This window comes from Pseudoalteromonas piscicida, from assembly GCF_000238315.3.
GTDB lineage: Bacteria > Pseudomonadota > Gammaproteobacteria > Enterobacterales > Alteromonadaceae > Pseudoalteromonas > Pseudoalteromonas piscicida.
On the sequence record NZ_CP011925.1, the window covers coordinates 452,307 to 479,110 of the forward strand.

The 26,804-nt window shown below is 43.5% G+C and carries 19 protein-coding genes; 9 read left to right on the plus strand and 10 right to left on the minus strand.

Going from position 1 to position 26,804, the window contains the following annotated elements; genetic code table 11:
• Positions 1 to 90: 90 nt before the first annotated feature.
• Positions 91 to 1,497, plus strand: coding sequence for a hypothetical protein (locus PPIS_RS21570; RefSeq protein ID WP_010369786.1), 1,407 nt, complete (start codon positions 91 to 93; stop codon positions 1,495 to 1,497).
• A 76-nt stretch (positions 1,498 to 1,573) separates the two neighbouring features.
• Here the strand turns inward: PPIS_RS21570 and PPIS_RS21575 are convergent, their stop codons facing one another.
• The 5 genes from PPIS_RS21575 to PPIS_RS21595 form a co-directional block, all read right to left on the minus strand.
• The gene (locus tag PPIS_RS21575) at positions 1,574 to 2,176 is read right to left on the minus strand and encodes a hypothetical protein (protein ID WP_010369781.1); all 603 of its coding nucleotides are present in this window, start codon (positions 2,174 to 2,176) and stop codon (positions 1,574 to 1,576) included.
• 33 nt (positions 2,177 to 2,209) lie between these two features.
• Positions 2,210 to 3,184: a hypothetical protein gene (locus PPIS_RS21580; protein WP_249031271.1), complete on the minus strand. Its 975-nt coding sequence runs from the start codon at positions 3,182 to 3,184 to the stop codon at positions 2,210 to 2,212.
• Positions 3,185 to 3,194: 10 nt separating this feature from the next.
• Positions 3,195 to 4,142 (minus strand): hypothetical protein, encoded by a 948-nt coding sequence (locus PPIS_RS21585; RefSeq protein WP_010369777.1) that lies wholly within the window; start codon positions 4,140 to 4,142, stop codon positions 3,195 to 3,197.
• A 152-nt stretch (positions 4,143 to 4,294) separates the two neighbouring features.
• Positions 4,295 to 8,062, minus strand: a complete 3,768-nt coding sequence (locus PPIS_RS21590) for a hypothetical protein (protein WP_010369775.1) — start codon at positions 8,060 to 8,062, stop codon at positions 4,295 to 4,297.
• Positions 8,059 to 9,084, minus strand: coding sequence for a DUF4150 domain-containing protein (locus tag PPIS_RS21595; protein ID WP_010369773.1), 1,026 nt, complete (start codon positions 9,082 to 9,084; stop codon positions 8,059 to 8,061). Before PPIS_RS21595 ends, PPIS_RS21590 begins: the two co-directional genes overlap by 4 nt.
• A gap of 311 nt (positions 9,085 to 9,395) precedes the next feature.
• Here PPIS_RS21595 and PPIS_RS21600 point away from each other — a divergent pair, with 311 nt between their 5' ends.
• The gene (locus PPIS_RS21600; protein WP_010369771.1) at positions 9,396 to 11,342 is read left to right on the plus strand and encodes a diguanylate cyclase; all 1,947 of its coding nucleotides are present in this window, start codon (positions 9,396 to 9,398) and stop codon (positions 11,340 to 11,342) included.
• 91 nt (positions 11,343 to 11,433) lie between these two features.
• Here the strand turns inward: PPIS_RS21600 and PPIS_RS21605 are convergent, their stop codons facing one another.
• Positions 11,434 to 11,649 (minus strand): heavy-metal-associated domain-containing protein, encoded by a 216-nt coding sequence (locus PPIS_RS21605; protein WP_223192138.1) that lies wholly within the window; start codon positions 11,647 to 11,649, stop codon positions 11,434 to 11,436.
• A 172-nt stretch (positions 11,650 to 11,821) separates the two neighbouring features.
• Here PPIS_RS21605 and PPIS_RS21610 point away from each other — a divergent pair, with 172 nt between their 5' ends.
• Together PPIS_RS21610 and cueR are read left to right on the plus strand one after the other, a co-directional pair.
• A complete protein-coding gene (locus PPIS_RS21610) occupies positions 11,822 to 14,200 on the plus strand; it encodes a heavy metal translocating P-type ATPase (protein ID WP_010369765.1) in 2,379 nt (792 codons plus the stop codon).
• A 5-nt stretch (positions 14,201 to 14,205) separates the two neighbouring features.
• On the plus strand, positions 14,206 to 14,616 hold the full coding sequence (cueR, locus tag PPIS_RS21615; RefSeq protein WP_010369762.1) for a Cu(I)-responsive transcriptional regulator: 411 nt from the start codon (positions 14,206 to 14,208) through the stop codon (positions 14,614 to 14,616).
• A gap of 78 nt (positions 14,617 to 14,694) precedes the next feature.
• On the opposite strand, the gene PPIS_RS21620 is transcribed toward cueR, so the two are convergent.
• From PPIS_RS21620 to PPIS_RS21630, 3 genes are read right to left on the minus strand one after another with little or no spacing between them, the layout of a single operon-like run.
• A complete protein-coding gene (locus PPIS_RS21620; RefSeq protein WP_010369758.1) occupies positions 14,695 to 15,990 on the minus strand; it encodes a pyridoxal phosphate-dependent aminotransferase in 1,296 nt (431 codons plus the stop codon).
• Between the two features lie 49 nt (positions 15,991 to 16,039).
• A complete protein-coding gene (locus tag PPIS_RS21625) occupies positions 16,040 to 17,248 on the minus strand; it encodes a cysteine desulfurase family protein (RefSeq protein WP_010369756.1) in 1,209 nt (402 codons plus the stop codon).
• A 58-nt stretch (positions 17,249 to 17,306) separates the two neighbouring features.
• The gene (locus PPIS_RS21630) at positions 17,307 to 18,167 is read right to left on the minus strand and encodes a hypothetical protein (RefSeq protein WP_010369754.1); all 861 of its coding nucleotides are present in this window, start codon (positions 18,165 to 18,167) and stop codon (positions 17,307 to 17,309) included.
• Positions 18,168 to 18,801: 634 nt separating this feature from the next.
• Between PPIS_RS21630 and PPIS_RS21635 the strand changes: the two genes are divergently transcribed.
• Genes PPIS_RS21635 through PPIS_RS21645 form a run of 3 tightly spaced genes read left to right on the plus strand, consistent with a single transcriptional unit; the run spans position 18,802 to position 24,188 of the window.
• Positions 18,802 to 20,676, plus strand: a complete 1,875-nt coding sequence (locus tag PPIS_RS21635; RefSeq protein WP_010369752.1) for a flavin monoamine oxidase family protein — start codon at positions 18,802 to 18,804, stop codon at positions 20,674 to 20,676.
• Positions 20,663 to 22,426, plus strand: a complete 1,764-nt coding sequence (locus tag PPIS_RS21640) for an alpha-keto acid decarboxylase family protein (protein WP_010369749.1) — start codon at positions 20,663 to 20,665, stop codon at positions 22,424 to 22,426. The genes PPIS_RS21635 and PPIS_RS21640 overlap by 14 nt, the downstream gene beginning before the upstream one ends.
• Entirely contained in the window at positions 22,419 to 24,188 is a 1,770-nt protein-coding gene (locus tag PPIS_RS21645; RefSeq protein WP_010369746.1) for an FAD-binding oxidoreductase, read from the plus strand. The genes PPIS_RS21640 and PPIS_RS21645 overlap by 8 nt, the downstream gene beginning before the upstream one ends.
• A 538-nt stretch (positions 24,189 to 24,726) precedes the next feature.
• On the opposite strand, the gene PPIS_RS21650 is transcribed toward PPIS_RS21645, so the two are convergent.
• The gene (locus PPIS_RS21650; protein WP_010369743.1) at positions 24,727 to 25,170 is read right to left on the minus strand and encodes a DUF2000 domain-containing protein; all 444 of its coding nucleotides are present in this window, start codon (positions 25,168 to 25,170) and stop codon (positions 24,727 to 24,729) included.
• A gap of 264 nt (positions 25,171 to 25,434) precedes the next feature.
• Here PPIS_RS21650 and PPIS_RS21655 point away from each other — a divergent pair, with 264 nt between their 5' ends.
• The gene (locus PPIS_RS21655) at positions 25,435 to 25,737 is read left to right on the plus strand and encodes an ArsR/SmtB family transcription factor (RefSeq protein ID WP_010369740.1); all 303 of its coding nucleotides are present in this window, start codon (positions 25,435 to 25,437) and stop codon (positions 25,735 to 25,737) included.
• A gap of 88 nt (positions 25,738 to 25,825) precedes the next feature.
• The gene (locus PPIS_RS21660; protein ID WP_010369737.1) at positions 25,826 to 26,788 is read left to right on the plus strand and encodes a zinc-dependent alcohol dehydrogenase family protein; all 963 of its coding nucleotides are present in this window, start codon (positions 25,826 to 25,828) and stop codon (positions 26,786 to 26,788) included.
• Positions 26,789 to 26,804 lie beyond the last annotated feature (16 nt).

Below are 26,804 nucleotides of genomic sequence, written 5' to 3' on the forward strand. Positions count from 1 at the left end.
AATACAGATTAAATGTAATGGTGTGTAATTGATAACTTCCGTTTTGATGAACTAGATTTAACAGGAGTTTTACATCTTAAGGAAAGCATCATGCTACCGTCATCAATTACACGCACTAAACTCCAATTACTTGGAATGTCATTATTGCTTGCTACAAGTACACTGGCTGTGCCAAGTGCGCTTGCTTACTCGAACGATACTTCTTGTAAACCGAATAACGATTGGTTTGGCAGCCCTGTGCCAAACCCTCCTGAAGGTGCAAATAGTCCGTTTGCATTTAAAAATGGTAAAGATCTCTCGACAAACTGCGATTTTCATCAGTGGTCGTGGAATAAGTTTCTTTATTTAACGCAGCCTGACAAGCGTGCTCCTGGTGGCTTGTTGATGTTTGGTTCTGGGTTTTGGCAGGTTGATAATGCGCTAAAACCTTATTTTGCCCCTTGGAATGATTTATTAAATCCAACCGGACTTCGCCCCGCAAATGTGTTGATTCTTGAAGATATAAATCAAGCAGGATCAGATGGTGTTATTTACAGCAAGTTTGGTGGGACGCCCGTACATTATTCGATCCACGTTAACGATACTTATATGAAGTCAGCAACCTCCCACCCAAAAGCAGATAGTAAAGCTGAATTTGCTGTGGGGTCGGTTGAGTTAAAGGTTGCTTGGATGGATGTCAAAGCGCTGCAGCAAGTCTATCCAAAGTTTGATTTAGCTGAGCATTTTTATATTCGTAAAGCGGTTTACCAAAAAGACAATAAATATAGCGGTACGGGAGAAGTAGCACTCGTTGGCATGCATGTTGTCGGTGTGGTTGAAAATCACCCAGAGTTTATTTGGGCGACGTTCGAGCATAAATTGAGTGCACCAGATTACTACAGCTCTGAGGGAAAGTTTAAGAAAAGCACGGCTTACTTACAGCAAGATAAAGTAGTGAGTAATAGTCACGATCTGCTATTTTATCGGGGCGGAACTGAGGTGCAAAATGCACATTTAACGTATCCAGCTTCTGAAACCACGACCAACACGTTTCGTTTATATCAGTACGGCGTGCCAAACGGCAATCCATATATAGCGGGTAATAACCCTGAGCTGGTGGGGAGTCAGACACAACAAGCTCAAGATGAAACTAACTTCAATAATATTACTGAACTAAATAGCTTAGTGAATGTAAAACTGGAACAAAAGAATCCAGTTTGGAGTAACTACTTTTACGCCGGATCAATCTGGCTGAGCACGCAAGATTACGATTTTGCAAATGGCATTAGTGGCAATATCGTGGGTAAGGGAGCCAACGAGGCGTTACGCGGCTCATTGGCGGTTGCCAATATTACTATGGAAACTTATACCCAAACTTTCAGCGATGTCACTGGCAGCGAGCCACAAATTAAACCAGCTAACTGTTTCAGCTGCCATGGTATAAGTGCAGGTAAATCAACGATGCAAGTAAGCCATATTTACAATAACTATTTGAATTTAATGAAAAATAGTCAGTAAATCAGGTTTCTTGAATGCGCATAGGCTCAAAATAGTAAGCCACCGATTTTAGCGGTGGCTTACTACTTCAAGGAGTTTAATCAATTTGCTTTGTGGGTTGCTTTATCTTTTGCATTAGAAAGAACAAAAGTCCTATAAAAACGATATTGATGAAAGCCATGATAAGGGCTACTTGATCCTCTGAGTGCCCGCGAAAGTCAGACAGCAAATCAGCAAAGATAAACGGGCTATAAAACGTACCTGCTATATTTAAGCCCCATCCTACAAAACGGGATGTCTTTACAAGCTGAGTGTAATCGCTAAGCTTTGCCATAATAAAGTGATACCCATACATCACACCTACGGCCGCCATCATTAAGCCGACAGCTGCATTGTCGCCTCGTTTATTTAAATAATATGCATCGAAACATAAAGCACCAACTGCAAATATGCCTATCAAAATAACAATGGCTTTAATCAAAAATTCAGCGACTGGGTTGGGCTCTCGCTTTGTTGAAACTTGAGATCTTGTAATGGTAACTTGCTGACCATTCCGTATTACTTGTTGCGGCTGTTGTTGATAAGCTTGACCATATTTGGGTTGTTGATTTTGCACACTCACATCAGTGATTGCACGAGTGGGCGTTCCTTCATCTAGAATATGCTCAACGCATTTCTTAATTAACTTTTTTATTATCACAAAAACTCCTTGTTATAGAGATTAATTCGAGTATTACCAAAACTCTTTATCTAGTGGGCGGTCATTTTTTAGGTCGTAAAAGGGGGCTTGTTTTACTAAATCTTCGCCTAATATGATTATTTTATCTTGCTCCGTAAAGTCACCGCTTTCGATTACCTCTTGCCAGCCTTTGTAAAAGGATGTAGGTATAGGTTGTGTGTTATCCATAAAACGATGGATTTCACTCCACAGCTCCATGCTATCTTCTAAGTCTCTTGGCTCCCAGTCGACAGGGTACATAGGTTGATGGCGAAGGTGTTTGGGGTAGCGCTTTGGCACCAAATAGGCCATATTAAACTGCACCCCTCTGCCTGCAGAAACTTTACCGATGTATAAATCAACCTCATCTAACGCTAGCGAAAAGGTACTAACATTGTTACCAACGGGAAAGGTAACAAGGCCACTATGGCGAAAAAAATCAACACGGAGTACTTCAGCTGAAGTGCGTTTTACGTAGCCAACATGGATAAAAATAGGAATGGCGATCGTAAGCAAAACGGCTATCTTCCAAACAAAAAATTGATCGTGTGTAGCCAAATAAAAACACGCCGCAATAATAGCTCCAGCTAAAGCAATATACGCAAAAGCTGCATTCGAAAGTTTATCGATTCGATCAAAATCGACACTCATCAATTTAATATCTTTGCTGGAGGCCATTAGGTTATTTTGCGCGAGTAAGAAGCGGCTGTTTAACTTTACAGGTACTCGCTCAACCCCCCCTTTTATTTTTTTTCGCCTAGGTACAGAGTCTGCTATTGGTAGTAACGGAGTCTCTTCCACCGGCCGACCAAAATCAATGGGTGGTAAATTGTCTTCTGTATGTTCTTTTATCTCTTTAGGTGCTTTGGGCGCTGCCTCGGTTTCCATTACCTTACTTATTATTTTTTGCAGACCTAAAGCGAGTAAGTCCATCACTTTTTTCCGGATGCGGTTATGGGGAGGGCTGACTTCCTTGTGGTGTGCTTTCATCGTTTTACTGCTACCAAATCACTTTGTCTAACGGGCGGTTGTTTTCTAAATCGTAAAAAGGGGCTTGTTTTACTAAATCTTCGCCTAATATGATTATTTTATCTTGCTCCGTAAAGTCACTGCTTTCGATTACCTCTTGCCAGCCTTTGTAAAAGGATGTAGGTATAGGTTGTGTGTTATCCATAAAACGATGGATTTCACTCCACAGCTCCATGCTATCTTCTAAGTCTCTTGGCTCCCAGTCGACAGGGTACATAGGTTGATGGCGAAGGTGTTTGGGGTAGCGCTTTGGCACCAAATAGGCCATATTAAACTGCACCCCTCGACCTGCGGAAACTTTACCGATATACAAATCAACCTCATCTAACGCTAGTGAAAAAGTACTAACATTGTTACCAATGGGAAAGGTAACAAGGCCACTATGGCGAAAGAAATCAACACGGAGTACTTCAGCTGAAGTGCGTTTTATATGAGAGATATGGGTAAACACAAGTGCCGAAAATGTACATAACCCGCCGCCGATCCAAAGTAATTTCGTGTCAGCAGTTTTTAAATACGAAAGGAATGTCATAACAGCAAAAACTAAGGACATATAAGCAAAAGCTGCATTCGAAAGCTTATCAATACGATCAAGGTCAACACTCACCAGCTTAATATCTTTGCTGGAGGCCATTAGGTTATTTTGCGCGAGTAAGAAGCGGCTGTTTAACTTTACAGGTACTCGCTCAAATCCCCCCTTTACTTTTTTACGTCTTGGTACTGAGTCTGCTATTGGTAGTAACGGAGTTTCTTCCACCGGCCGACCAAAATCAATGGGTGGTAAATTGTCCTCTGTATGTTCTTTTATCTCTTTAGGTGCTTTGGGCGCTACCTCGGTTTCCATCACTTTACTTACTATGTTTTTGAGTAAAATAGCAGATAGGGCTGTAAAGGTTTTTAGATTTAATTTTTCTCTCATTATTTTGCCTTTTAGTTTAATAGCCTTTGTAGCAACCCAGCTGCACTTAAACCATAATCATCGATCTCTACCTCTACGGTTTGCTCACTCCAAAGCCGAGCTTCTGAAATATTGCCATCTTGATCGCGCTCTGGAGCTGGTAGCCTAAACTCTTAACTCGAGTTTGGGCTAATGGTTTGCCCTTTTCCAAGGGGGTATTTTGTACAGCGCATACGCAGTTTTAACTTTGTGCAGTTTAGCTTGTCAAAATAAGGGTACAGCGCGGTTTCGTCGAACTGTAACTGAAACCCGGTAAACTGAGGGCTAACGGTAATTTTAACATGTTCCCAGAAGTGATTGATTGCGGTGGAGGCTTGCCCTTTTGCCGCAGTACTTAGCAATGATTGCCATGGTTTATTAGAGGCAACGGGCTTAATATCAAACTCTAGGTCTAAATAACTCAGTTGAGATGCAGGAATATGCCCGGGAACCTGCATATTAAAGTTTACGATATGAAATTTACCACGTTTTGATATTTTATCAGCAACACGTGAAAAGGTATTGAGCTGCATCACTTGAGATTCAGCCATAATAGATGGGGCAAATAACGCGTTATAAAGTGCATGCAGAGCATATTCTGGGTGAGCCTGCCAAGAATAGGTTGGGTTGTCTGCTAGTAGCTTTTTTTCGCCACCCTCAAAGGCATTTTTACCCCAAGGGCAGACGGTTAACCAGTTTTTGAGCGGATCTTTATGGATTAAATAGAGAATACCGTAGCCTATAAGCACCGCTATCAGACCATAGATGCTCACTCTGCCAAATTGTAACATAACTGCAGCACGAGAATATTTGGCCAACACCATAGGTAGGCTATCAATGGCCATTCCCGCAAAACCTGCTGTCACAAGTAAGTTTCCTGTGGTTGCCCACACATCGCCCCGCTTATAGGCATAGTAAGCATCAAAAGCAGATATGGTCGCACTGTATGCTGAGGCAAGTAAATTTAATCTACTCGTCCATTTCATTAACGACGCTTTACTCGAAAAGGCTGGCCCATATTTTTGTTGTGCGCTTCTATCTCCAAATATGCGCCTATGATGTTCAAAGGCTGCATATTGCCTGACAGTTGGTAGCCCTGACCGCATATCAGTTATAGCAGACTGCACTGTTAGGTGTATTGCCGCTACATCAGCCATGGCACCGACTGCATCAACTAACTTTCTGTCGGATTCTAAATTCCAATTGATTAAAACCTGCCTAACATTTGCAATTTCAAAGATATATAAAGCGCCTAATATACCCACCATTCCTCTTTTTAGCGACTGGCTGGATGCGGCCTCGGTAACAACTTTATTTTGCCATTTCTCTAGGTTTGCTGTTCGCTCTGCGAGATTTTTGATAGTGGTGTGTTGGTTTTCTAACTCAGTTGAATAGTGTTTTGCATTTTGTACCGTGTCGTCATAAATTTGTTTTGCCCTTGCAGCTGAGGCTTCAGCAGACAAATCGGCGCCAGTTGCTTTAACCAAATAGGCAATGACTTTCTCTTTACTTTCAATAAAGGTGGTTGTTTGTGCTCTATCTAACGATTGGGTTAGGAGTTCAAGGCGTTTATTCAAGTTCAAAACATCTTCCAAAGACACCTTATGGCTGGCGCCTCCGTATTTTATATTGACATTTCGCTTTCTGTTCGCTCGTATCACCTGATTTAATTCTTTCACTTGCTTCTCGGCAGAAAGCTGGCGAGATTTGGGATCAAGCGGCATGTAACCTTTAGGAAAGTTACCATTTATATAATCGGAGACCCTCATTTCAACTTCAACAAGGTGCCCGGGTGTTGAGATATCTACTAATCGCATCAGTGGCTGTAATACATCCGCTTTTGCATCAATCAATTTTGCAAAAGGGTATTTGTGCCATGCACTATTGACCTTTACGAAGGTCGAAACTTGTTTTTGAGCTCGTGTAACCGACGCTTTTGCTGTTGCAAACTTGGTCTCAAGGCGTTGTAACCGTGCTCTTTCAACTTGTATCTTTGCGTCTAATTCTGCAGCTTTGAGTTGATGTTCTTCAGGAGTCAAACGCGATAGTTCAGACTTTCGTTGTTCATACTCAGCTTCTTTTTTTGTCAGCTCATCAAGCGCTTCATCTCTTGCAAGTTCGGCCTCTTTCAATGCTTTTTGAGTGTGTTCATACTGCTGTTTAGTTGCGTTTGTGGCTGCTTGTGTCGCAGATTTTTGTTGACCTAACGTCCCTTTGTGACTCGAAAGTTTATGGGCGATATCGGGGATCTCAAATACACTAACGGCTAAACCAAAAACCACCTGAGAAAGCCGCCTGCCTAATTGTTCTCCTTCATTCCAATCTATTAATTCCTCTTGTTTATGGATCTTTTCGATTTTTGCGCTCGCAAGCTTAAGCTCAAAGCGGTTAAAGTCACGCTTTTCGTATTCACTTAGCTTATTTCCCGTAGGTTTTGGAAATAAAAACTGCGCAATTTCTTTTCCTGGTTTGCTTGGATGTTGATCTAGACATTGCAGAATAAAGTCTTGTCCTCGGTGGCCGCTACTTAGCGTGTGCCAAAACTCTTTGTCTCTGTTAATTTGAGCTATTTGTGCTGCCGGGTGGGGCTTCAAAACCAAAAATAAATCGGTGAGTAAGTCATAGGCTTCAAAAAACCTTAAGTCAGTTTGATGCGCATAATCTTTAAAGCACTCGGTAAATCCAGCGGCTAACGATTCTTGATCGAGAAAGTTAATGAGTTCATCAGTGAGCTCCGCTATATTTTCTGCAAGTTCTCGAAATGTTTTTTCCTGCAAAAACTCAAAAAAGGCCTCTTCATCTAAGCATTCTGTTCGCCATTCTTTAAGTTTGTTGGCAAAGTCGATGGCGTCTTCATCCGATTCGACTAGTTTTTCACCAGATGACTGTATTTCTATGTCTTTATCTAAAACGGCGTCCGTTTGCAGATAGAAAGTTTGCAGCATGTAAACTGCAAGCTCGTATTTATTACGTTGCTGATAGTCGATTTCACCTGTTTCGCTGTTTACACCAGAGAGGTGGTTCATAAGCGCTTCAATTTCAACCAGCAAATTTTGAATTTTCACCACATACATTCGAGCCACATGGATCCCGTCAAAAATCGGCACTTGGGCGATTTTATCGCGCTCTGGCAGGTGCAGTTTTTGATGAAGTGTGGGGGTGTTAACTACTTTGCCTTGGTCGTTATAGCCTGTGGCAAATTGCCCTAAGTTATCTAGCTTCGTCATGCGCTGTGCTCTGAGCGCTGCTGCATCTCCTGGGGCAGGGCAATGTCTTTCTTCGTCAGCGAGTGGCGTGCCGGTATTTAAGCGCGGATCCTGTTCATTAAACCCGCCAAACAACAAGATTTGTTCCCACGACCACTGCACTTCGGACCACGCGATTTCTACGCTTACTTCGTTACCATTTAGTTTATGCGGAACGAGAATACTGCTGGTTGGCTTACAAGTTGCTGCACGCGTGCCTTGCGGTCGTGAGTTTGGCTTATTGGCCGACTTTTTCCAACTTAAAAAACCTTTTTGCCAATACAAATTCACATCTGAGAATAGCGCCGGAGCGTCAAAGTCTTCAGGTTCGATAACTTGTAGCTCACGCCATAAATAGCCATCGACATAAATATAGATAAATCCGCTGGTTACTGGAGAGGCTGATTGTAGTTGTTGTTCTGGCGTGTCGTATAAAAATGGATAAATGTGTACCAGCTCAATGTCGGCATCACTGCTTTGTTGGTCTACCGTGTTTGAAGTGTAGAGGGGAACCTTATAATAGCCTTCTTTTGTGCCATCAACCGAGGTGTCTTTGAGCATCAAAGAGACCACCTCTTTGATGCTTGCATAGCCCTCAAAAACAAGTTCTCTAAAATTACTGTTAGCATTGGTTTTGGTTGGTAAAGTGTGGCTCATCCTATCTTCACCTCTTCATCGCTAGGTTTGCTACTACCCGACACTTTTATATTGATCTTATTCGTACCATCTTGGTTTAATGGCTCTGCGCCAAGCACTACATCAAGGCCTGCAGGGGTCGCACCGCCGGGCTGGCTCAATGGTGCAGGGGGCGTATTTTTATTATTAGATACCATTAAATCTCCCTGCCTAACCGCCGGTTTTCCCTCGATGTAAACATCAAAGCTGCCTTGCAGAAACTCTGCTTTTTTACCCAATGTTCGGCTAGCGATACCTTTTTTATTACCAGGTTGATCTCCCGTACTTTTTGAAAAGTTAGATTTGATATTGGCCGCACCGTTACCTTGAATTTTTACTGAGCTGGCAACGCTTGCAGCGTCTGATGAGCGGGCGATGTTGCCATAAGGAATAGGCACAACCACTTTGCCTATCTTAGTCAAACAAACGTCTACTGTGCTTAACACTCCGCCGCTGCCACTATGCACAGCGGTTCTGCCGTTAATGAGAACGTTCGCGTTTGACACGATAGACGCTTGTCTGGCTTCGGCTTCAAAATCTCTGGCAACATCACTCTCAGTTCCTACTTGCCAACCCAGCTTAAGGGTTACCAAGTCTAAGAATGCTTGTGGGTCGCTAATTGGCAGATTCACATCCATCCCCGTTATTGGCTCAATATGCGGTAGAACAGCCGTTTGGTTTTGTTCATCCCACTGTGGTGGGTCGATGATGTAGTCAGGAATAAACGCATTGACCATTTGGCCTAAGGTAAAATCGCCGTATTTAGCTCTTTCGATCTCTTCTAAAAAGGCTTGCTCTCCCGCAGCACGGTCGGGAAATATCGCAATACGATAGGCTTGTCCAAGCGCTTGATTTCGCTTTGCACTGATATTTAATGGCAGTAAGGCTGGATTGTTGTGCCGCCAAGAAGCAGAACCTGAGGTTCGTAATTTGGCAGTTTGCGCGTCAACATTGTATTGCATGCTCTGGGCTTCGTTGCCTGCACCGGCGCCGATAAAGCTCATTGAGTTGTCCTTAAATTATTCCTTTAGTCGCAGTTGTATTGATTTTATCTAATACAAACGGCGTAATTTTCCGCATTGTCTGCGCTTTGTCAAAGTGGGCATTATTGTGAGCATTTATTAACGTAAGCTGTATCCGGGCATTATTAATTTTTGATCTCCAGTTTGAACGAATAATCCACTCAATGCCTTCTGTGTTTAATGGTTATTATGTGGTGGTATCTGTAAGCTTATTACATCAGTAGAGGTATGGTGTGGCAAGCTCGGAACATTATTGTATAATTTAAGCAATTTCCCCCTATTGCTTGTAAAACATGTACAGAAAAGTACCTCTAGCACTGTTGCTTTTATTTCTTTTGTTACTCACATTGGCAACGCTAGATACTTTTTGGTTTCATCAGTTTCATAAAAATTCTGACGCGACGGATGAAAATCAACAATCTCCTGAAGTTCAATTAAATCTAATACAGCAACAACATCCGCTGCTAGCTATTTATGCACTAACAAAAAAAGAACCATCCGCCGCACTTGCTCAACTTGAGCAGTGGCGACGTCAGCGTAAGACGATAGAAACAATTGAACATGTCTATATTTTGTGGATCCAACGGAGAGCTGCGCAGATTGTTCAAGACGAAGTTAAGTTATCGGATACACAGCAAAGCCTCCAAATGCTTGCGGATAAAAACCAGTTACATTGGCTCAGCGCATGGCTCATACAAGAACAAGCTAAACAAGCTATTCAGGTCGGGAACTTGCAGCAAGCACTAACAATGATCGAGCAAAGTGTTGAACTTGCGGAAAAAGATAACGCTGAATTCTTGCTGTTAGAAATTTACAATACGGCTGGAGTCGCATATAACTCGACGAACTCGTTAACGAATGCACTGCGATACTTTTTAAAAGGTATTAAACTTGCTGAAAAATATCCCAAGAGCCAATTTAATGCGCTATTTAATAATAACTTAGGGCTTCTTTATGTTCACCTAGAGCAATGGCAAAATGCCTTAGTGTATTTAAATCGAGCAGAACAACAGTATGAAGACTTTGCAGAGCATAAACCTGACTATATGTTACTCATTATACTAAACCAGTCTTTTGCGCACGTTCACTTAGGTCACATTGATAAAGCACGAGATAAGCTTGAGCAGGCGCAGCGATTAGTTAATCCGAAAACGAGTGACTTCTACAAAGCAGTATTGTTAAAAAATGAGGCAAGGCTACTGCTGGCTGAAGATTCTATAGAGCAAGCTATCGATAAAGCAGAAGGGTGTCTGAATTTGATGTTGGAGAGTCAATTTCCAAAGCAGCACGCGATTTGCGCTTTAGTTCAAGGGCAAGCCTATTTTAAAAACAATATGTTGGAAGAGGCATACTCCCTAACAAATAATGCAATTGAAGTGTTTACAAAACTGAATCATCAGAGGTGGCTGATTAAGAGTCAACTTTTTCTCTCATTAGTTCTTGAAAGCCTTGGGCAATCTAAAGCCGCGCTCGCCGAGTTAAAAACGGTGCATGCGCAAGAGAAATCAATGTTGATTGGGGAGCTGGCCGCATTAAACAACGCTTTTGAGATCCAGCAAATTGCCCAAGAGAGAGATCTATTAATAGCAAAAAATAAGCTTTCGGAGCTTAAGCAAATGATTGATAAACAGCGGTTAAGACTCTTAGTGCTGTGGTTATCGATTGCAGCCATAATCCTAGTTTGGCTCGGCTATAAAGCAAAACGTATGAGCAATGATAACCGCCTCTTATATGACCTAAGCTATAGTGATCCGCTAACCGGTGCGGCCAACCGTCATCTATATCAAAAGGAAATAAAATCTCCAAGTATATTGGACGATAGTGCTACATATCGTTTAGTTATCATAGATCTTGATCACTTCAAGCAAATTAATGATAGTTACGGGCATGATAAAGGTGATGTGGTTCTCTCTATAGCAGCAATGCGCCTGAGTCGGTTTATCCAATCGCAGGAACTGTTTGTAAGGTGGGGCGGAGAAGAGTTTCTCATGGTGCTAAAATCGCGAGGTAATTTTAAAGAGTTTGTTGAAGGTATGGCTGAATCACTACGATGTGAGCCATTTAAGATAGGTGATAATACGCTTTATGTAACAGCCTCATTCGGAGTGAGTGAAGAATTAATAATTGAAAGTCTTAATGGTAGCGACGCCGCGTTTAAAGTCGCAGACGAATGTTTATACCGAGCTAAACAACAGGGTAGAGACAGAGTCGTGATGGCTGAGCACGAGGTTTCTTTTTAGTATAGAGGCTATTTTTTGCTTACTACTAAAGCCAAACCACTTTACCAATGCAAAGTGGTTTGGGTCGACTTGGATTGATAACTTCTGGGAGCTAGGCAAAGCTTTCGTTGATGAGTTCTGCGCTATAGCCTGCATTACGAATAATAGCGATAACGTCGTCTTCTCCTTTGGTGCTTGAAATTTCAACGATTTTATCATCGAGGCGGACATTCACTTGCGCTTGGCTATCAGCCGCTTGCATTGCTTCTGTGATTGCTTTTACGCAGTGACCGCAGACCATTTTTTCTACTCTTAGTCTTAACATCATTATTTCCTTTGTGGATTAAAGAGCTTGCACTGTGAAGCTTCCCTTGATGGTAAGGTCAACTACTATTTAACAATAAGCTTCTGTTAGATGAATGAACAATTTTGTTTGACCTTACCATGAGGGTAAGGGTTAGTGTCCAACAATGAGAATTAACGCGTTTGCGGAGATAGAAATGGACAAGGTAATAAAATTTAATGTATCAGGCATGACATGCGCCTCATGCGTTGGCCGAGTTGAGAAAGCCTTAGAGAAAGTGTCTGGCGTTGTCAGTGCTAGTGTTAATTTAGCAATGGAAGCAGTGTCGGTAGAGGGCAGTGCGGAAGTATCAGCGTTGGTGAGTGCGGTAAAAGATGCCGGCTACAAGGTCAATACCAGTGAAGTGCAATATCAAGTTAAAGGCATGACTTGTGCGTCTTGTGTGAGCCGAGTGGAAAAGGCGGCGCAAGCATTACCGCAGGTAATTAAAGCTGAGGTCAATTTAGCGACTGAAAAGCTAACCTTAACTTTAGTGGCAGAGTTACCGTTCGCTGAAATAGAAGCCAAGCTTAACGACGCCGGTTACACCGTGGTGCAGCCACAAGCAGGCTCGGATGAGTCAAACGAACAAGTGGCAGCAACTCCCTTTTATCGCGCTGATTGGTTCCCAGCAGTGGCGTCACTGACACTCACTCTACCTATGGTGTTACCCATGTTTGTCATGCTGTTTAACCAAAACTGGATGCTTCCGGCATGGATGCAATGGGCACTGGCAACACCTGTTCAGTTTTATTTTGGAGCGCGTTTTTATCGTGCCGGATGGGGAGCGATAAAAGCAGGGACGGGGAATATGGATTTGCTGGTGGCTATCGGCACCAGTGCAGCGTATGGCCTTTCAGTGTATTTATGGTGGACATTCAGCGGTGAGCATGGCGCTCCGCATTTATACTTCGAAAGCAGCAGTGCCGTGTTGAGTTTGGTACTGCTGGGTAAGTACCTTGAACACAGAGCCAAGCGGCGTACAACCAGCGCCCTTAGAGCGCTTGAAAGCTTAAGGCCAACAACGGCTATGGTCTGGCGTGATAATAGCTGGCAAGAAGTCCCTGCAGGGGCAGTAAAAAGCGGCGAACGACTATTGATCAAACCTGGTGAGCGTATACCGGTTGACGGCGTTGTAGTTGAAGGCCACTCACAGGTAGACGAAGCGCTTATCAGCGGTGAAAGTGTCCCTGTTTATAAAGCACAAACAGATAAAGTTACTGGTGGTTCGGTGAATCTTGATGGCGTGCTTGAAGTGGATGCAACCAGTGTTGGCGCGGAATCGACCCTAGCCAAAATTATTCGCTTGGTAGAGCAAGCACAAGGCGCGAAAGCACCAGTGCAAGCGTTGGTGGATAAAGTGAGTGCGGTATTTGTACCTGCTGTATTGGTAATAGCGCTCATTACATTTTTTGCATGGGGGCTAAGTACTGGAGATTGGCCAACAGGTATTCTGAATGCAGTGGCCGTTCTTGTTATTGCTTGCCCGTGTGCGCTTGGTTTAGCAACACCTGCCGCGATTATGGCAGGTACAGGCACTGCCGCGCGTTATGGGATCTTAGTAAAGGATGCTGGTGCACTGGAGCAAGCAACTGCCATCGATATGGTGATTTTTGACAAAACGGGCACGCTTACGGTGGGCAAACCTGAACTTAGCAATATGCACACTTTTACGTATCATCAAAACGACGTGTTACAGCTAGCGGCATCGTTACAGCAATACAGCGAACACCCGCTTGCCAAGGCTGTGGTCAATAAGGCACAAGAAAAGCAATTGTCATTACTTCCTGTAAGCGACTTTAAAGTGGTGGCGGGTAGAGGTGTTAAAGCACAATACCAAGATAAAACAGTCTATTTGGGGAGCGGTTTTTGGATGCAAGAGTTAGGCTTAACTTTGCCTGCGCTACCAGAAGAAATACCGGGCGCTTCTTTATCTTGGTTAGTGAGCCAACATAGTGAACTGAGTTGCGAGTTTTTGGCACTATTCTACTTCACTGACGAGCTTAAAGCTCATGCCTATACAGCGGTCAAACAGCTTAAGCAGCAAGGAATTAAAGTTGCAATGTTGACCGGAGACAGCCAAAGTAGTGCACAGTACAATGCTAAATTGCTGGAGCTGGACGATTATAAAGCGCAAGTACTGCCAGAGCACAAAGCTGAGTATATTGCTAATGCCCAACAGCAAGGTTACTGTGTGGTAATGGTCGGCGACGGGATCAATGACGCCCCAGCGCTGGCACAGGCTGATCTGGGTATCGCAATGGCAACCGGTACGGAAGTGGCGGTAAGCGCGTCGGCAATGACGCTGATGCGTGGCGAGCCAAGCTTAGTGGCATCTGCTTTAGCGATGGCAAAATTAACCTATCGCAAAATCAAGCAAAATCTATTTTGGGCATTTATCTTTAATGCCATTGGCATTCCATTGGCAGCACTGGGTTACCTTAACCCTATTTTTGCAGGTGCGGCGATGGCGGCCAGTAGTTTACTAGTCATTAGCAATGCGTTGTTATTGCAACGTTGGCAACCAAAGGAGTAAACGTCATGGAAAAACTGATCACAATCGGTGAAGCCGCGCAGCGTACAGGACTCTCTGCAAAAATGATCCGCCATTATGAGGCAAGCGGGCTACTAAAGTGCAGCAAAAGAAGTGAAGCGGGTTACCGGCTGTACGACTCGCAACAATTACAATTACTAGGTGTGATAAAGCAAGCACGAAAACTGGGGTTTCCTATTGCGCAGATCCAGTCTTTACTCGATTTGTTACAAAACCCAGACCGTACTAGCCGTGAAGTCAAATCGATAGCGCAGCATCATTTGAATGAGATTGAGCATAAAATCAATGAACTTCAGCAAATGCGTGAGACCTTGAAACAGCTGTCGGACAACTGTAGTGGTGACGAAAATGCAAACTGTCCAATTTTAGATGGGCTTTGCCAAAATAGCCTAAAGTAGCCGAAGGTTAGAATAGGCAAACGTTAAAAAGCCAGTCTTCAATAATGAAGACTGGCTTTTTTGTTGTCCAGAATAGCGCTAAGCCTCAAGTAATAGTCTTGACTGGGTAAGTGCGAGCAGTGCACTTTGTAATCTTGGCAGCGCCGCTTCAATTTCACTCGGTGAAATAGTGCAAACGGCAGCGCGATACCAAAGCTGTGACGCTTTAGAGCGACAGCCAAAGCTGGCGAATGGCACAAGTGCTAACCCTGCGCTATCAATTAAATAACGACTAACTTGAACTGCATTTTCGAGTATGTTTCCGTCGGGTGTTTCCATATTGATGGCGTCGATCTTCAAGGTCATATAAATGCCGGCATTTGGTATAAATGAATCGATTGCCATGCCTGCGCTTTTCATATCCTGAACACCCTGATGCAGTACCGCCATTGAGGCTAATATTTTTTCTTTAAAGCCGGCTAAATAACTTTGTAGGTAGGCTTCATTTTGAAATAACACCGCAGTGGCAAGTTGCTCTGCCGTCGGGGCCATTGCACCTATATGTTCTTGGAACACCTGCATTTTTGCTATCACTTCGTGTGGGCCTGTCGCCCACCCAACTCGAATACCTGTTGCGGCAAAAGCTTTGGTGCCGGCATCAACCACTATTAAGTAAGGCTTGATATCTGGGCAAAGCGACGCCGGATGATAATGCTCAACCTCTTGCATTGTCAGCATCCAGTACACTTGGTCGTAGATAACATAGAGTGGTTTGGCGTTTATCGCTCTGCGGCGCGCGTTTTCTGCGACAACCATGTCGCAGATTTCACTGAGCTGTTGCTTTGAAAACATGGAGCCATTAGGATTTTGTGGTGAGCATAAGGTGATAAGGCGCGCATCAGATATATGCGCTTGGAGCTGTTCCGCTGTAGGTAAAAATTGATTTGCTTCGCTGGTTTCAATTGGCACGTGCTTGCCACCACACATGGTGGTGTAAAACATGTTATTCCAAGAAGGAACAGGGTAGATCACCTTGTCATCTGCGCTCACTGTAGCGAGCATTGCAGAATACAGCAAAGGTCTTGCACCGCCAGAGATCAGCATCTCTGTGTCTGGGTTGTAGCTGACGTTAAAGCGCTTTTTAGTTTGTTTTGCTACTTCATCGCGAAGTGATAACACCCCCTCAAGCGGGGGGTAATCGTTATGCTTGTTCTCGTAAGCTTGCTGGATCTGTGCGGTAAGGTAGTTGGGCATCGGAAATTGTTGCGTGTCAAAATCTCCAATGATCAAATCACAAATTTCTTTCCCCTTTGCAAGCTGCTCCTGCACGTAAAACTCAAGGTGAATAATGTCTGAGTAATCAAGTGCATTGGCTAAATTCGATAAGTTTTCCATTGTTATATTTTTCTCCTTAAGTATTTGTTCTGGAATAATTTAGTAATATTTAAACGAGTAAAGTTAGCGCCGCGACTTCTCTAACCTTGTTGAGTGCGAAGTCAATTTCGGCTTCTGTAGTATGCCTGCCTAGGCTAAAGCGTATGGTTGCCTGTGCCAGTTCATCCGATAGCCCAAGTGCGGTTAATACGTGGCTTGGCGATAGGTTGCTTGACGAACAAGCTGAGCCAGTACTGACCGAAATGCTTTTCTTTAATAAGCTCAGCATTTTTTTACCGTCGGTGTCATGAAAAGAGACGTTACAAACATGCGGGAGTCTTTCTTCGCTTATGCCATTGACTTGCACCTGTTGTAGCTCCAATAAACCATCTTCTAACTTGTCCCTTAGCTGTTCAACTTTGTCAATTGCGCCATTTCTTAATTCTCGCTGTGCAAGTTCCACTGCCTTGGCAAAACCAACAATGCCAGGTACATTTAACGTGCCACCGCGTAGCCCTTGCTCGCTTCCACCACCGGTGATCTGCGGTCTAATATCAACCACTCTACTGCCATGCTGATGTCTTAAATACAGGCCGCCAACCCCTTTAGGGCCATAAATTTTGTGTGCCGAGCAAGTTAAAATATCAATAGGGCAAGTGGTAAGATTGATATCGACCTTGCCTAGCGCTTGTGTGGCGTCAGACATAAATAGAATGCTATGTTGCTGTGCAATAACGGCAATGTCGTCAATTGGATTAATAGTGCCGATTTCGTTATTTGCGTACATCACGGTGATTAAAATCGTTTCAGGCGTGATTGCGGCCTTCATTGCGTCGATATCAAAGCTGCCATCTGGTAACGGCTCAAGATAAGAAACGCGAGCGCCTTCCTGTTCTAAATCTCTAAGTGTTGCAAGCGTTGCCGGGTGCTCAATCGACGAAGTAATAATGTGCTTGCCTTTGTGATTACAAGCACGAAACACGCCGCGGATACCTAAGTTGTTGCTTTCAGTCGCGCCAGAAGTAAAGATAAAATTTTCAGGTTGTGCGCCAAGGGCATCTGCAATTTTTTCACGCGCTTGTTCGACCGCTTTATGGGCGTTCCAGCCATGTAAACCATACATGCTTGCAGCATTACCAAAGTCGTTGCAAAAGTAAGGTAACATGGCTTGTAACACAGCTTCGTCGCACGGTGTTGTGGCGTTATGATCTAAATAGATAGGAAAGCGTAGCGACGCTTCAGTAGTGGACTTACTCTCTAGTGCTGTAATGAGTGACATAAAAAATCTCCGTATAAAATTGGGGCAACAGTCAAATTGAAGCGGATAAATGCGTGCGTTACGCTTCGCAAGCTTCGGCTAGGGTGCTGGTTTGGGTGTTAATGGAATAATCTTCCATATCAAAGTCAGACAAGAAAATATTGGAGATCTTAACAATATTGTCGCCAAGGCTTTCATCTTGTAGGAAAAGTCCTAACGCTACTTCAGTACCGTTTACGACTTTGTGAAAGTCATCCATTTCAGAGAAGTCCATAATGTGGAATACCCCAGCTTGAGGATTCATTTTCAGTGCTTTTTGGTAAGTGTCTTTATAGTGCTGCGCCATGATGAGCGGGCATTTTGCAGTCCATATATCCTTATCTTTTGATTCAGCTAAAACGATGTCTACTCCCTTACTGTTTTCGAAGAGAATTTTAGTTACACCGTTGCTCGTTGCGAGTGACAATTGCGGGAAACTTGCTAAATCTTGCGAGATGATTTTACGTAAAGATTGGATCCCACGGTTTTTACAATTGCGCTCACCCTGAAGCACTAAGCGGTCGCGTTTTACAATGCTGTAATCACTTAATACGGCTTCTAGCTCGTCAGGTAATGGCGCAAGTCCTTGACTGTCGGTGGTCATTGCTGGGGATGCAGAAATATCACAAGATTCACTACCACACTGTAAGCCCAGATCGTCTATCAACACGCCAAGCACCACTTTAAGTTTTTTCTTGTGCTCTAAAATCGCGTTGTTCGCGACATTTAACACCTTTACCATTGAATCGATTGAGAATTCAGTAGCGGAATAACGCGGATCAAAATGCCCACCTTCTAGATAAAAGGCGGAGACAGTAGGGTAGTGTTCAGCGACATCCATACGGATCATCTCTAGGAGTTTTTGCTCTACTTTTCCAACCATTTTTTCTTTTAATTTCATTTCGTTAGTCTCTATCTGTAGTTGTGTTAAAGGTGTTTAATACCTTTGAGTAACGGCCTAATTAGTTTGTTTACCGACAAGCATGTGCCAAAGCGGTAACGCACGAAGTAATTAATTTCCATGCCCTACTAACAAAGTGAGGTTAATAAAAAGTCAACTTCACCTTAAGGATGAATCTGCCAAGTTAAATAACTGTAAAGATTGCCACGGTGGTAAGGTCAATGTTTGTTTGCGTAAAAATTGAGTTTTTTAGAAGTTTTTTTGTGAAACTTTCATTTCAATTGTTTTAATCGAGTCAGCGCCAATTGGTGAAAAAGAAAACCAAGATTATGCTAAGTGACTTGTTTGATTAATAAACATCTTTTAGGCGGAATAAGAAATCAGTAGGACTATGCCGATTTCTTCACCGAGTTGAGTCATTGCCGTTTGCACGGCATTTGCGTTAATCAAAATAAATGCGATTAGCTAAGCATTTTGGCTAAAAACATTGGGTTACATATCTATGCTTGTTTAGGGAAAAGTGGTTTTTGCAGTTGCTGTAATGTCTCTGTAATCTCTTGTAACTCGGTGTAATAGATAAAATCACGACCCTTAAATATGCTTTTAAAGTAATAGCTTAAAGGAGCATATTAAAATGAATAAAGAACTAGATATTGCCATTGTGGGTGGCGGTGTATCGGGTGTATATAGTGCATGGCGTCTTCAGCAAGAACTTGGTGATACACATCGCATAGGCTTATTTGAATATAGCGATCGTATCGGTGGTCGTTTGTACAGTCGCACGCTTCCGGGGTTGCCCAACGTTGTGGCTGAGCTTGGTGGAATGCGCTTTATTCCTGACGATCATGTGATGGTGAGTACGCTGGTGGATGAGCTAAAACTCCAAACCAAAGACTTCCCAATGGGCTCAAAGCTGCCGTTATACCCCTCAAATGCAGAAAGCCCTCCTGAAGCAGGCAGTGAAAACAACCTCTTTTACCTGCGCGGACAATATTTTAGATATCGTGATTTCGCCGAGTGTCCAGATAAAATCCCATACAAGCTTGAAGAAACAGAGCGAGGCTATGGACCGGAAGATCTTCAAGTTAAAGTCATGAACCTCATCTGCCCGGGATTTGCCGATATGTCTCTTGCAGAGCAGATGAAAGTCAAAGTGTTTGGCAAGGAAATCTGGCGCTTTGGCTTTTGGAACTTGCTTGAGCATGTGTTGAGTAACGAAGCATATCTTTTTATGAAAGAAGCGGGTGGCTACGATGCTAATGTGGCGAATGCCAGCGCGGTTACTCAGCTGCCTGCCACTGAATATAGTGATGATACGGTATTTAAAACACTCAAAGATGGTTTTCAGGCGTTACCGCTGAAGCTATGTGAAGAGTTTGCAGCGGCACCGGGCTGCCTGGATCGCTGTAAGCGCGTTAATATGTTGCATCGACTTGCAAAAATTGAGCTGCATGATTGTGGCGAGTATCGTTATGAACTCACTTTTCAACCAACACAAGTGAATGGCGGTGGAAAAGTGGTCGATAAAGATGCTCCAGCATATAGCATCAAAGTGAAGCGGCTTATTTTGGCTATGCCAAGGCGCTCGCTTGAGCTGATTGAATCGCCGTTCTTTGACGACCCTTGGTTGAAAGAAAACATTCCATCAGTACTTATCCAAAAAGCGATTAAGATGTTTATGGCTTACGAGCAACCTTGGTGGCGCAGTTTGGGGCTTGTTGCTGGTCGCTCTGTCACTGACTTACCAATCCGTCAAACTTATTACATGGGCACGGAATGCGATCAAAAAGAATGCCTTGAATACGAGACCAACGAAAAAGGCGAACAGGTATGTAAAGTAGAGCATACCTATGGTGAGCCTAATACCAACTCGCTGCTAATGGCTTCTTACAATGATATTGGCACTATCCCTTACTGGAAAGGTTTAGAAAAGGGCGAGCATTACCCAGGCTTTATGCCAGCCTATGGGGCACAAGGCTATACCGAAAACGAGATAGTACCTAAAAACCAGTATCAAATTACCACCGGGATGGTTGAAGCGGCACATCGCCAAATTCAAGCGTTACATAATCAAAAAGCGCTCCCAATGCCCTATTCTGCAATCTACCAAGAGTGGGGGGATGACCCTTATGGCGGTGGCTGGCATGAGTGGAAAGCCAATTATCGTCTCGATGAGATCATGTGCAGAATGCGCCACCCTGTCGCGAGTGAAGAAATCTATATTGTTGGCGAAGCGTACTCCTATGAACAAGGCTGGGTTGAAGGAGCGTTAAATACGGCTGAATCAACATTGGCTGAGTTCTTTGCTTTACCAACACCGAAGTGGTTATCTAAAGACAAAGCACAGTATGAACAGTGGCTTGAGTCACACCACAACTACTTACCAGTAGATTGCCGTAAAGGTGGCTGCTCGTGTCAGCATTCAGCGCAGCAGCCAAATGCCAGTTCAGACACCCTGGACGAAGTCACTGAATTCGCCTATCGAGGTATTAATCATGAGTACCGCTAATTTTACGGTTGCTGACCATTTACTGTGGCGGTTAAAGCAGTTGGGCCTTGATAAGGTGTTTCAAGTGCCTGGTGACTATGTGCAAGAATTTATGACCGCACTGGACAACTTTCCTGGTATTGACGCAGTAGGCGATGTAACCGAACTGGGTGCAGGCTACGCGGCGGATGGATATGCAAGATACCGAGGTATTGGCGCGGTGTCTGTGCAATACGGCGTTGGCACGTTCAGTGTATTAAACGCCATCGCCGGCGCTTATGTCGAGCGTAATCCGGTTGTCGTTATATCGGCAAGCCCATCGGCTGAAAACCGTGTCGATATTGAAGAAACAGGCGTGTTATTTCATCACTCTACCGGCGACTATAGCGCAGATAAAAAGGTGTTTGAAAATGTCACTGTTGCCAGTGAAATTCTTTCGGATCCTGCTTCTGCTCCGGAGATTATTGATAATGCGTTACGCCTTGCCATGAGTGAAAAGCGGCCTATTTATCTAGAGGCATGGCAAAACGTGTGGGGCGCAGCGTGTGATAAACCAGATGGCCATTTAGTGATCCCAAGACCGGCTTCTAATCCCGCGATGATGGCAAGTTTACTCGATAAAGTAATCAACCGACTCAAAGAGGCTGAGAAACCTCTGGTATTGTTAGGCATTGAGATTACGCGGCTCGGCATACAAAGGGAAGTCGAGAACTTACTCTGTAATCTCAATATTCCGTATACCACGACCACGCTAGCCAAATCAGTATTAAGTGAGGTGCAAGGGCTTGGGAAGGAGTTGTTTGTTGGCACCTATGCGGGTGAAGCATCATGGCCTGAAACGTTTGATTTTGTTAGCAAACGAGATTGCATTTTAGCGTTGGGAGCGATATTCACCGACGATTACCTGACCATGTTAAAAACGCAAGGTAACGAATTGATCCGCGTGAATATGGGTGAAGCAAGAATTGGTAACTGCGAGCGCTTTAGTGGTATCGATTTAGCACAGTTTATTGATGATTTAACGGTGTATATTGAGCATTATCCGATGCAGCATCGTGCGCATTGCTCGTTGCCGGAAAATCCCTATTTGAATAGTTCCGTACATGATTGCGATGCCATCAGCTACGAAAACTTCTTTTGCACATACCAAAAGCAGCTAGCCCAATGCCAAAAGGTGCGTGACTTCAACCTTATTTTAGGTGAAAGCTCTTCGCTTTATATGGCGGCGCGTTTAACTGGTATTGAAGAAAGTCGCTTTATTAGTGATGCAGCTTGGGGGTCGTTAGGTCATGAAACCGGTTGCTCACTTGGCACAGCCTTGGCTGATAATCGACGTAGTGTTGTGGTTGCCGGCGACGGTGGGTTTATGATGATGTGCCAAACACTGTCTAGCATTAGTCATAACAAACTCAATACTGCAGTGTTTGTAATGAGTAACCAAGTGTATGCAATTGAGCAGTCGTTTGTTGATATCTGTGCGTTTACTCCTGCGGGGGCATTTGCACCATTTGATGATCTGCATCGTTGGGACTATAAATCATTAGCGAATGCATATTTTGTAGAATATTTGAATGTAGAGACCGTCGCGGATCTAAATGGTGTTTTTGCTACGCTTCATGAAAACCCATGTAAGCCGTACCTCATTAAAGTCAATATTGATAAAAAAGATCTCGCACCAGCGATACAAGATCTCGCCGAAGCCATTACGGGTAACAAAGTGGACGACTGTCCATGTGGAAATAGCACAGCGCAAGGAAACAACAATGCCTAAACAATCCAATAAACCAATCCCTGATTCTCAGTTAGAAGAAGCACAAAAGCGTATCGACCGCTATTGGCGCGCGACACAAGGATTTGTACTCGCGTTAGAAAGCAAACATGGTTTTTCCGAAAAGCAGTTACTTACGTTATTGCCAACGGGTGATACTTCGATGGAGCGCTTTAGAGAATATCAAGCTAAAGCGCTTATATTTAACACACGATTTCAGTTTTCGCCCTCGGTGATTGTGATGTGTAATAACACCGATGATGTGATGCGCGCCTATCAAGAAGCGATAGCCTATAACTTACCCATTCGAGTGCGCTCTGGCGGTCATGATCACGAAGGGGAGTGCAGCGGCACTGATGTGGTGCTACTGGATTTAAGCGGTTTAAAAGACTTCTCCATTGAGAAAGAAGGCGATGACTATATCGCACATATTGGCTCGGGCTATCGGTTCTATCAATTAGTACCAAAGCTTGCTGAATCTGGTTACAAGGATATTCCGCCGTTAACTATTCCGCACGGCACTTGCGCCACGGTTGGGTTAGCTGGGTATATTCAAGGCGGTGGTTGGGGCCCGTGGACGCGAGCAAAAGGGATGTGCTGTGAGTCACTCGTTGGTGCAACTGTTATTTTGCAAGATGGCTCAAGAGTTGAAGTCTCTGAAACCGAAAATAAGGAGATTTTATGGGCACTGCGCGGAGGCGGGGCGTTAAGTTATGGGATTGTGACAGAGTTTAGAGTCAAAGCTTTTGAGCTACCTGACGAAATCCATCGCTTTGAAATTAACTGGAATAATGAGGCTTGTGGTTCTACAGACTTATCCACCTGGCAACTGCTTGGCCAGTGGGAAAATGCAATTAACGACTCAAATACTGAGCAATTAGTTGGTACTAATCTAAAAATCAACGCGATCCCGGATATTAGCGAATGTGAAAAGTCACCTGGTTACGAAAAAACCTTAAAGCATCCAAGTACTATGTATGGTTATTGGCAAGGCTCTGAAGCGGCTTTGACTCAGTTTGCTAAACAGTATTTCCCTACAGCCAAAGTGCAGGTGACGGGTACGGACACCAAGCAAAATTATAGCGAAGCATTGATGTCTGACTGGTCACGAAACTCCTTGGCTAATCTCAAAAAACTGGGGTTAAAAGGAACGCTAGCTGCAAGCCTTGATGGTGAACCATTTACACCAGATTTTGATGCCCCAGCGCCACACAAGATCACCTCAAAGCTAGTGCGTGAGTCTGGCCTTACCGAACAAGGCAAGTTGGAGCTATTGCGTTCACTCACATCGCCTTTACTGTTTGCACAAAATGCCCCACTTGGACTATTTAGTTATGTCACTTTAGGTGCGATAGCGGGTAAGTTTTATGCTGAAGACACCCGAGAAGAGGCTAAAGACCGTGTTGCCTTCCCGTATACTACAGCGCAGTACACCATTCAATACCAAACTTGGTGGAATACCGAGTTAAAATACGACGGCAGTTACGACAGCAAACGCCTCGGTCAAGCAAATCCAGTATACCGCTATGTAAACCGTGCGCTTGATTGGATTGACGTTAGCCGCGACACCACCATTGAAGGGGCATACGGCGCGTTTATCAGCTTTAAAGACGCATCCATCCCGACGAAGACCTACTTCCAAGAGAATTATGAAAAACTCATTGAAATCAAAGAGGAGTATTCGGGTTTCACAGTTAAATTAGACTGTGGTAAAGAGGTTTACGTTAACTTTAATCGCCTAAGAACCCGTAAGACAATTATTTAACAGTGCTAAATGTGAAGAGCAAAAAGCCAGTATCGGCTTTTTGCTCGGTTTCATCTTTAGGTAGGAGCTGCTTTACACAGCGATCTGGTTGTTTTTATATTGGATTTTTGGCTGGTGAGAAGGGAGGGGGTCTTCACCGAAAATTCGTTGAAAAACATAAACTGCTCGGCGAGTGAATCGCCTCCTACAAGCATGACTTCACTACCGAGTAGGCGCTGTTTTACACAGCGTTCTGGTTGTTTTTATATTGAATTTTTGGCTGGCGAGAGCTGAGGTTTTTTTCATCAAAAATTCGTTGAAAAGCATAAACCGCTCGGTGGGTAAACCGCCACCTACACGCGTATTTACGCTACGCAGTAGGAGCTGTTTCACACAGCGATCTTGTTGCTTTTATTAAGTTCGCCGTCGCCAACACGACCAATAAGCGGTGATACTTTGAATAACCTAGTGCGCCTAAATAAACACTCTGGCTAGATAAGGGAATAATTTAACGTCACTTTAAAAACAAATGGTTAGCTGTTTCTTATCCGAATTTTAGCTAATTAAACAAGCTGAATTTCCCAGTAAATTCTTTAAGCTCCGCGCTATCGCCAAACATGCAAATGCCAAAGTACTCTAAGTCTTGTTCTGATGTTTCAGCGGTTGCACTTACTTGCTGTTCGGATGTGCCAACAATCATGGTATCTGTAAAGTCGGTAAAAGGGATGTTACGAGCCACAAGCTCTGCTCGCACTTTTCTGATTTTATTACTGTTATCTGCTTTAAGCACAATAAATGGGTAGTGCGAAATCGAAGGGTGAATACCACCATCTTTGTCTTGATACGGTAAAAAGCAGAGCTCATCAGTATTACCAATTTGGTCAATGAGCCCAGCGGTCATATGGCCAAGCGCATTAAAAAGCCGACCAAGTTCAACTTTTTTATTGAGCACAGCAACAAATCGCTTTGAGTTTTCGTCCGGTAAAATGGAAAAATCAGTCATAGACTTCCTTGAGTTAAATTAAAGCCTTAGCTTACTTTCTCGCTGCTCAGAATACTACTTTTCAGTCTCTTTCTGTAGAAAAGTAGTTTCTGCTTCTATTGACTTTTGATTTAATTATCAAGGTATTGCAATATTTTCTTTAAAGCTTAACTTCGTTGCCTTGACGGAAAACCAAAAATATATATTCTGACAGGAAGATGAGACAAGTAAAATTAAGCAATAGTTGAATATTGATATTTTTAGATATCTAGGTATAGTGTACACATGAATGTATTAGAAGCAATTAAAGCGTTAAGTAACCAGACTAGGCTATCAATACTCCAAAATCTTAGAGAGCCGGAAAAGCACTTTCCGCCGCAGGATGAAGGTGATGTCAATGTTGATGGGGTTTGTGTTAGTAGTATTCAGGAGGGGGTTGGCTTAAGCCAATCAACGACGTCAACGTATTTGGCGTCATTACAACGAGCGGGGCTTGTTACTTCCAAGCGAATGGGTGGATGGACTTACTATAAGAGAAATGAAGAGAATATTAGGCTGTTGCTTGAAATTCTTGGTAAAGAGCTGTAATTGCAGCTCTTTTTTTGAATCTGCAAATCTATAAATGTAGATATATAAATATGTGAATGTGTGATTTTATAATTATGAGAGGCAAAGTATGCGAGCAATGGTTTTAGATTCATTTGGTGGTATAGATAATTTTCGCGAAGTTATACTACCCAAACCTACGGTAGGTGCCGGGCAGGTTTTGGTAAAGGTTCATGCAACCTCAGTCAATCCCTTAGATTTCCAGGTAAGGCGTGGAGATTACAAGGACTATGTATCACTCCCTGCAGTTACTGGGCATGACATATCAGGTGTCATTGAAGCCGTTGGTGATGGCGTCACTACCTTTAAACCTGGAGATGAAGTGTGGTACACGCCTGAAATTTTCGTTGGGCAGGGGAGCTATGCAGAATACCATGTTGCTAACGAATCAATAGTAGGAATTAAACCATACTCTTTAAGTCATAAAGAAGCCGCGGCACTCAGTTTAGTCGGCGGAACTGTCTGGGAGGCGCTTATAACACGAGCTAATTTGCAAGTGGGTGAATCAATCTTAATTCATGGTGGAGCAGGAGGAGTTGGTCATATCGCCATTCAGGTTGCAAAGGCTGCTGGGGCACGAGTCATAACGACTGTGTCTTCACACAATATTGACTTTGTAAGAAGCTTAGGTGCGGATGTTATTATTGATTATAAACAAAGTGATTATATTGAAGCTGTGCTTCGAGCTACTGATGGAAACGGTGTAAATGTCGTATTGGATACGGTTGGTGGAGATACGCTTGCTAAGAGCCCACTAGTTTTGGCACAGCTAGGTCGAGTCGTCAGTATTGTCGATATCAATATACCTCAAAACCTGATAGAGGCTTGGGGACGAAATGCCTGCTATCATTTTGTTTTTACGCGCCAAAATAGGGGAAAGCTAGATGAGTTATCAAGTCTGGTAGAGAGGGGGCAACTAAAACCACATATTGGCGCAACATATATGCTTTCAGAGGTAGGCCTTGCACATGCTCGGTTGGAGCAAAAAGCAAATGGTCTACGCGGTAAAATCGCAATAGATGTAATTTCTTAATTCAATCAAATAAGCT

Bases quoted from the DNA above. Each gene is read 5' to 3' on its own strand.
- PPIS_RS21570 (WP_010369786.1), top strand. From the start codon at position 91: ATGCTACCGTCATCAATTACACGCACTAAACTCCAATTACTTGGAATG.
- PPIS_RS21580 (WP_249031271.1), bottom strand. From the start codon at position 3,184: ATGAAAGCACACCACAAGGAAGTCAGCCCTCCCCATAACCGCATCCGG.
- PPIS_RS21585 (WP_010369777.1), bottom strand. From the start codon at position 4,142: ATGAGAGAAAAATTAAATCTAAAAACCTTTACAGCCCTATCTGCTATT.
- PPIS_RS21590 (WP_010369775.1), bottom strand. From the start codon at position 8,062: ATGAGCCACACTTTACCAACCAAAACCAATGCTAACAGTAATTTTAGA.
- PPIS_RS21595 (WP_010369773.1), bottom strand. From the start codon at position 9,084: ATGAGCTTTATCGGCGCCGGTGCAGGCAACGAAGCCCAGAGCATGCAA.
- PPIS_RS21600 (WP_010369771.1), top strand. From the start codon at position 9,396: ATGTACAGAAAAGTACCTCTAGCACTGTTGCTTTTATTTCTTTTGTTA.
- PPIS_RS21605 (WP_223192138.1), bottom strand. From the start codon at position 11,649: ATGATGTTAAGACTAAGAGTAGAAAAAATGGTCTGCGGTCACTGCGTA.
- PPIS_RS21610 (WP_010369765.1), top strand. From the start codon at position 11,822: ATGGACAAGGTAATAAAATTTAATGTATCAGGCATGACATGCGCCTCA.
- cueR (WP_010369762.1), top strand. From the start codon at position 14,206: ATGGAAAAACTGATCACAATCGGTGAAGCCGCGCAGCGTACAGGACTC.
- PPIS_RS21620 (WP_010369758.1), bottom strand. From the start codon at position 15,990: ATGGAAAACTTATCGAATTTAGCCAATGCACTTGATTACTCAGACATT.
- PPIS_RS21625 (WP_010369756.1), bottom strand. From the start codon at position 17,248: ATGTCACTCATTACAGCACTAGAGAGTAAGTCCACTACTGAAGCGTCG.
- PPIS_RS21630 (WP_010369754.1), bottom strand. From the start codon at position 18,167: ATGAAATTAAAAGAAAAAATGGTTGGAAAAGTAGAGCAAAAACTCCTA.
- PPIS_RS21635 (WP_010369752.1), top strand. From the start codon at position 18,802: ATGAATAAAGAACTAGATATTGCCATTGTGGGTGGCGGTGTATCGGGT.
- PPIS_RS21640 (WP_010369749.1), top strand. From the start codon at position 20,663: ATGAGTACCGCTAATTTTACGGTTGCTGACCATTTACTGTGGCGGTTA.
- PPIS_RS21645 (WP_010369746.1), top strand. From the start codon at position 22,419: ATGCCTAAACAATCCAATAAACCAATCCCTGATTCTCAGTTAGAAGAA.
- PPIS_RS21650 (WP_010369743.1), bottom strand. From the start codon at position 25,170: ATGACTGATTTTTCCATTTTACCGGACGAAAACTCAAAGCGATTTGTT.
- PPIS_RS21655 (WP_010369740.1), top strand. From the start codon at position 25,435: ATGAATGTATTAGAAGCAATTAAAGCGTTAAGTAACCAGACTAGGCTA.
- PPIS_RS21660 (WP_010369737.1), top strand. From the start codon at position 25,826: ATGCGAGCAATGGTTTTAGATTCATTTGGTGGTATAGATAATTTTCGC.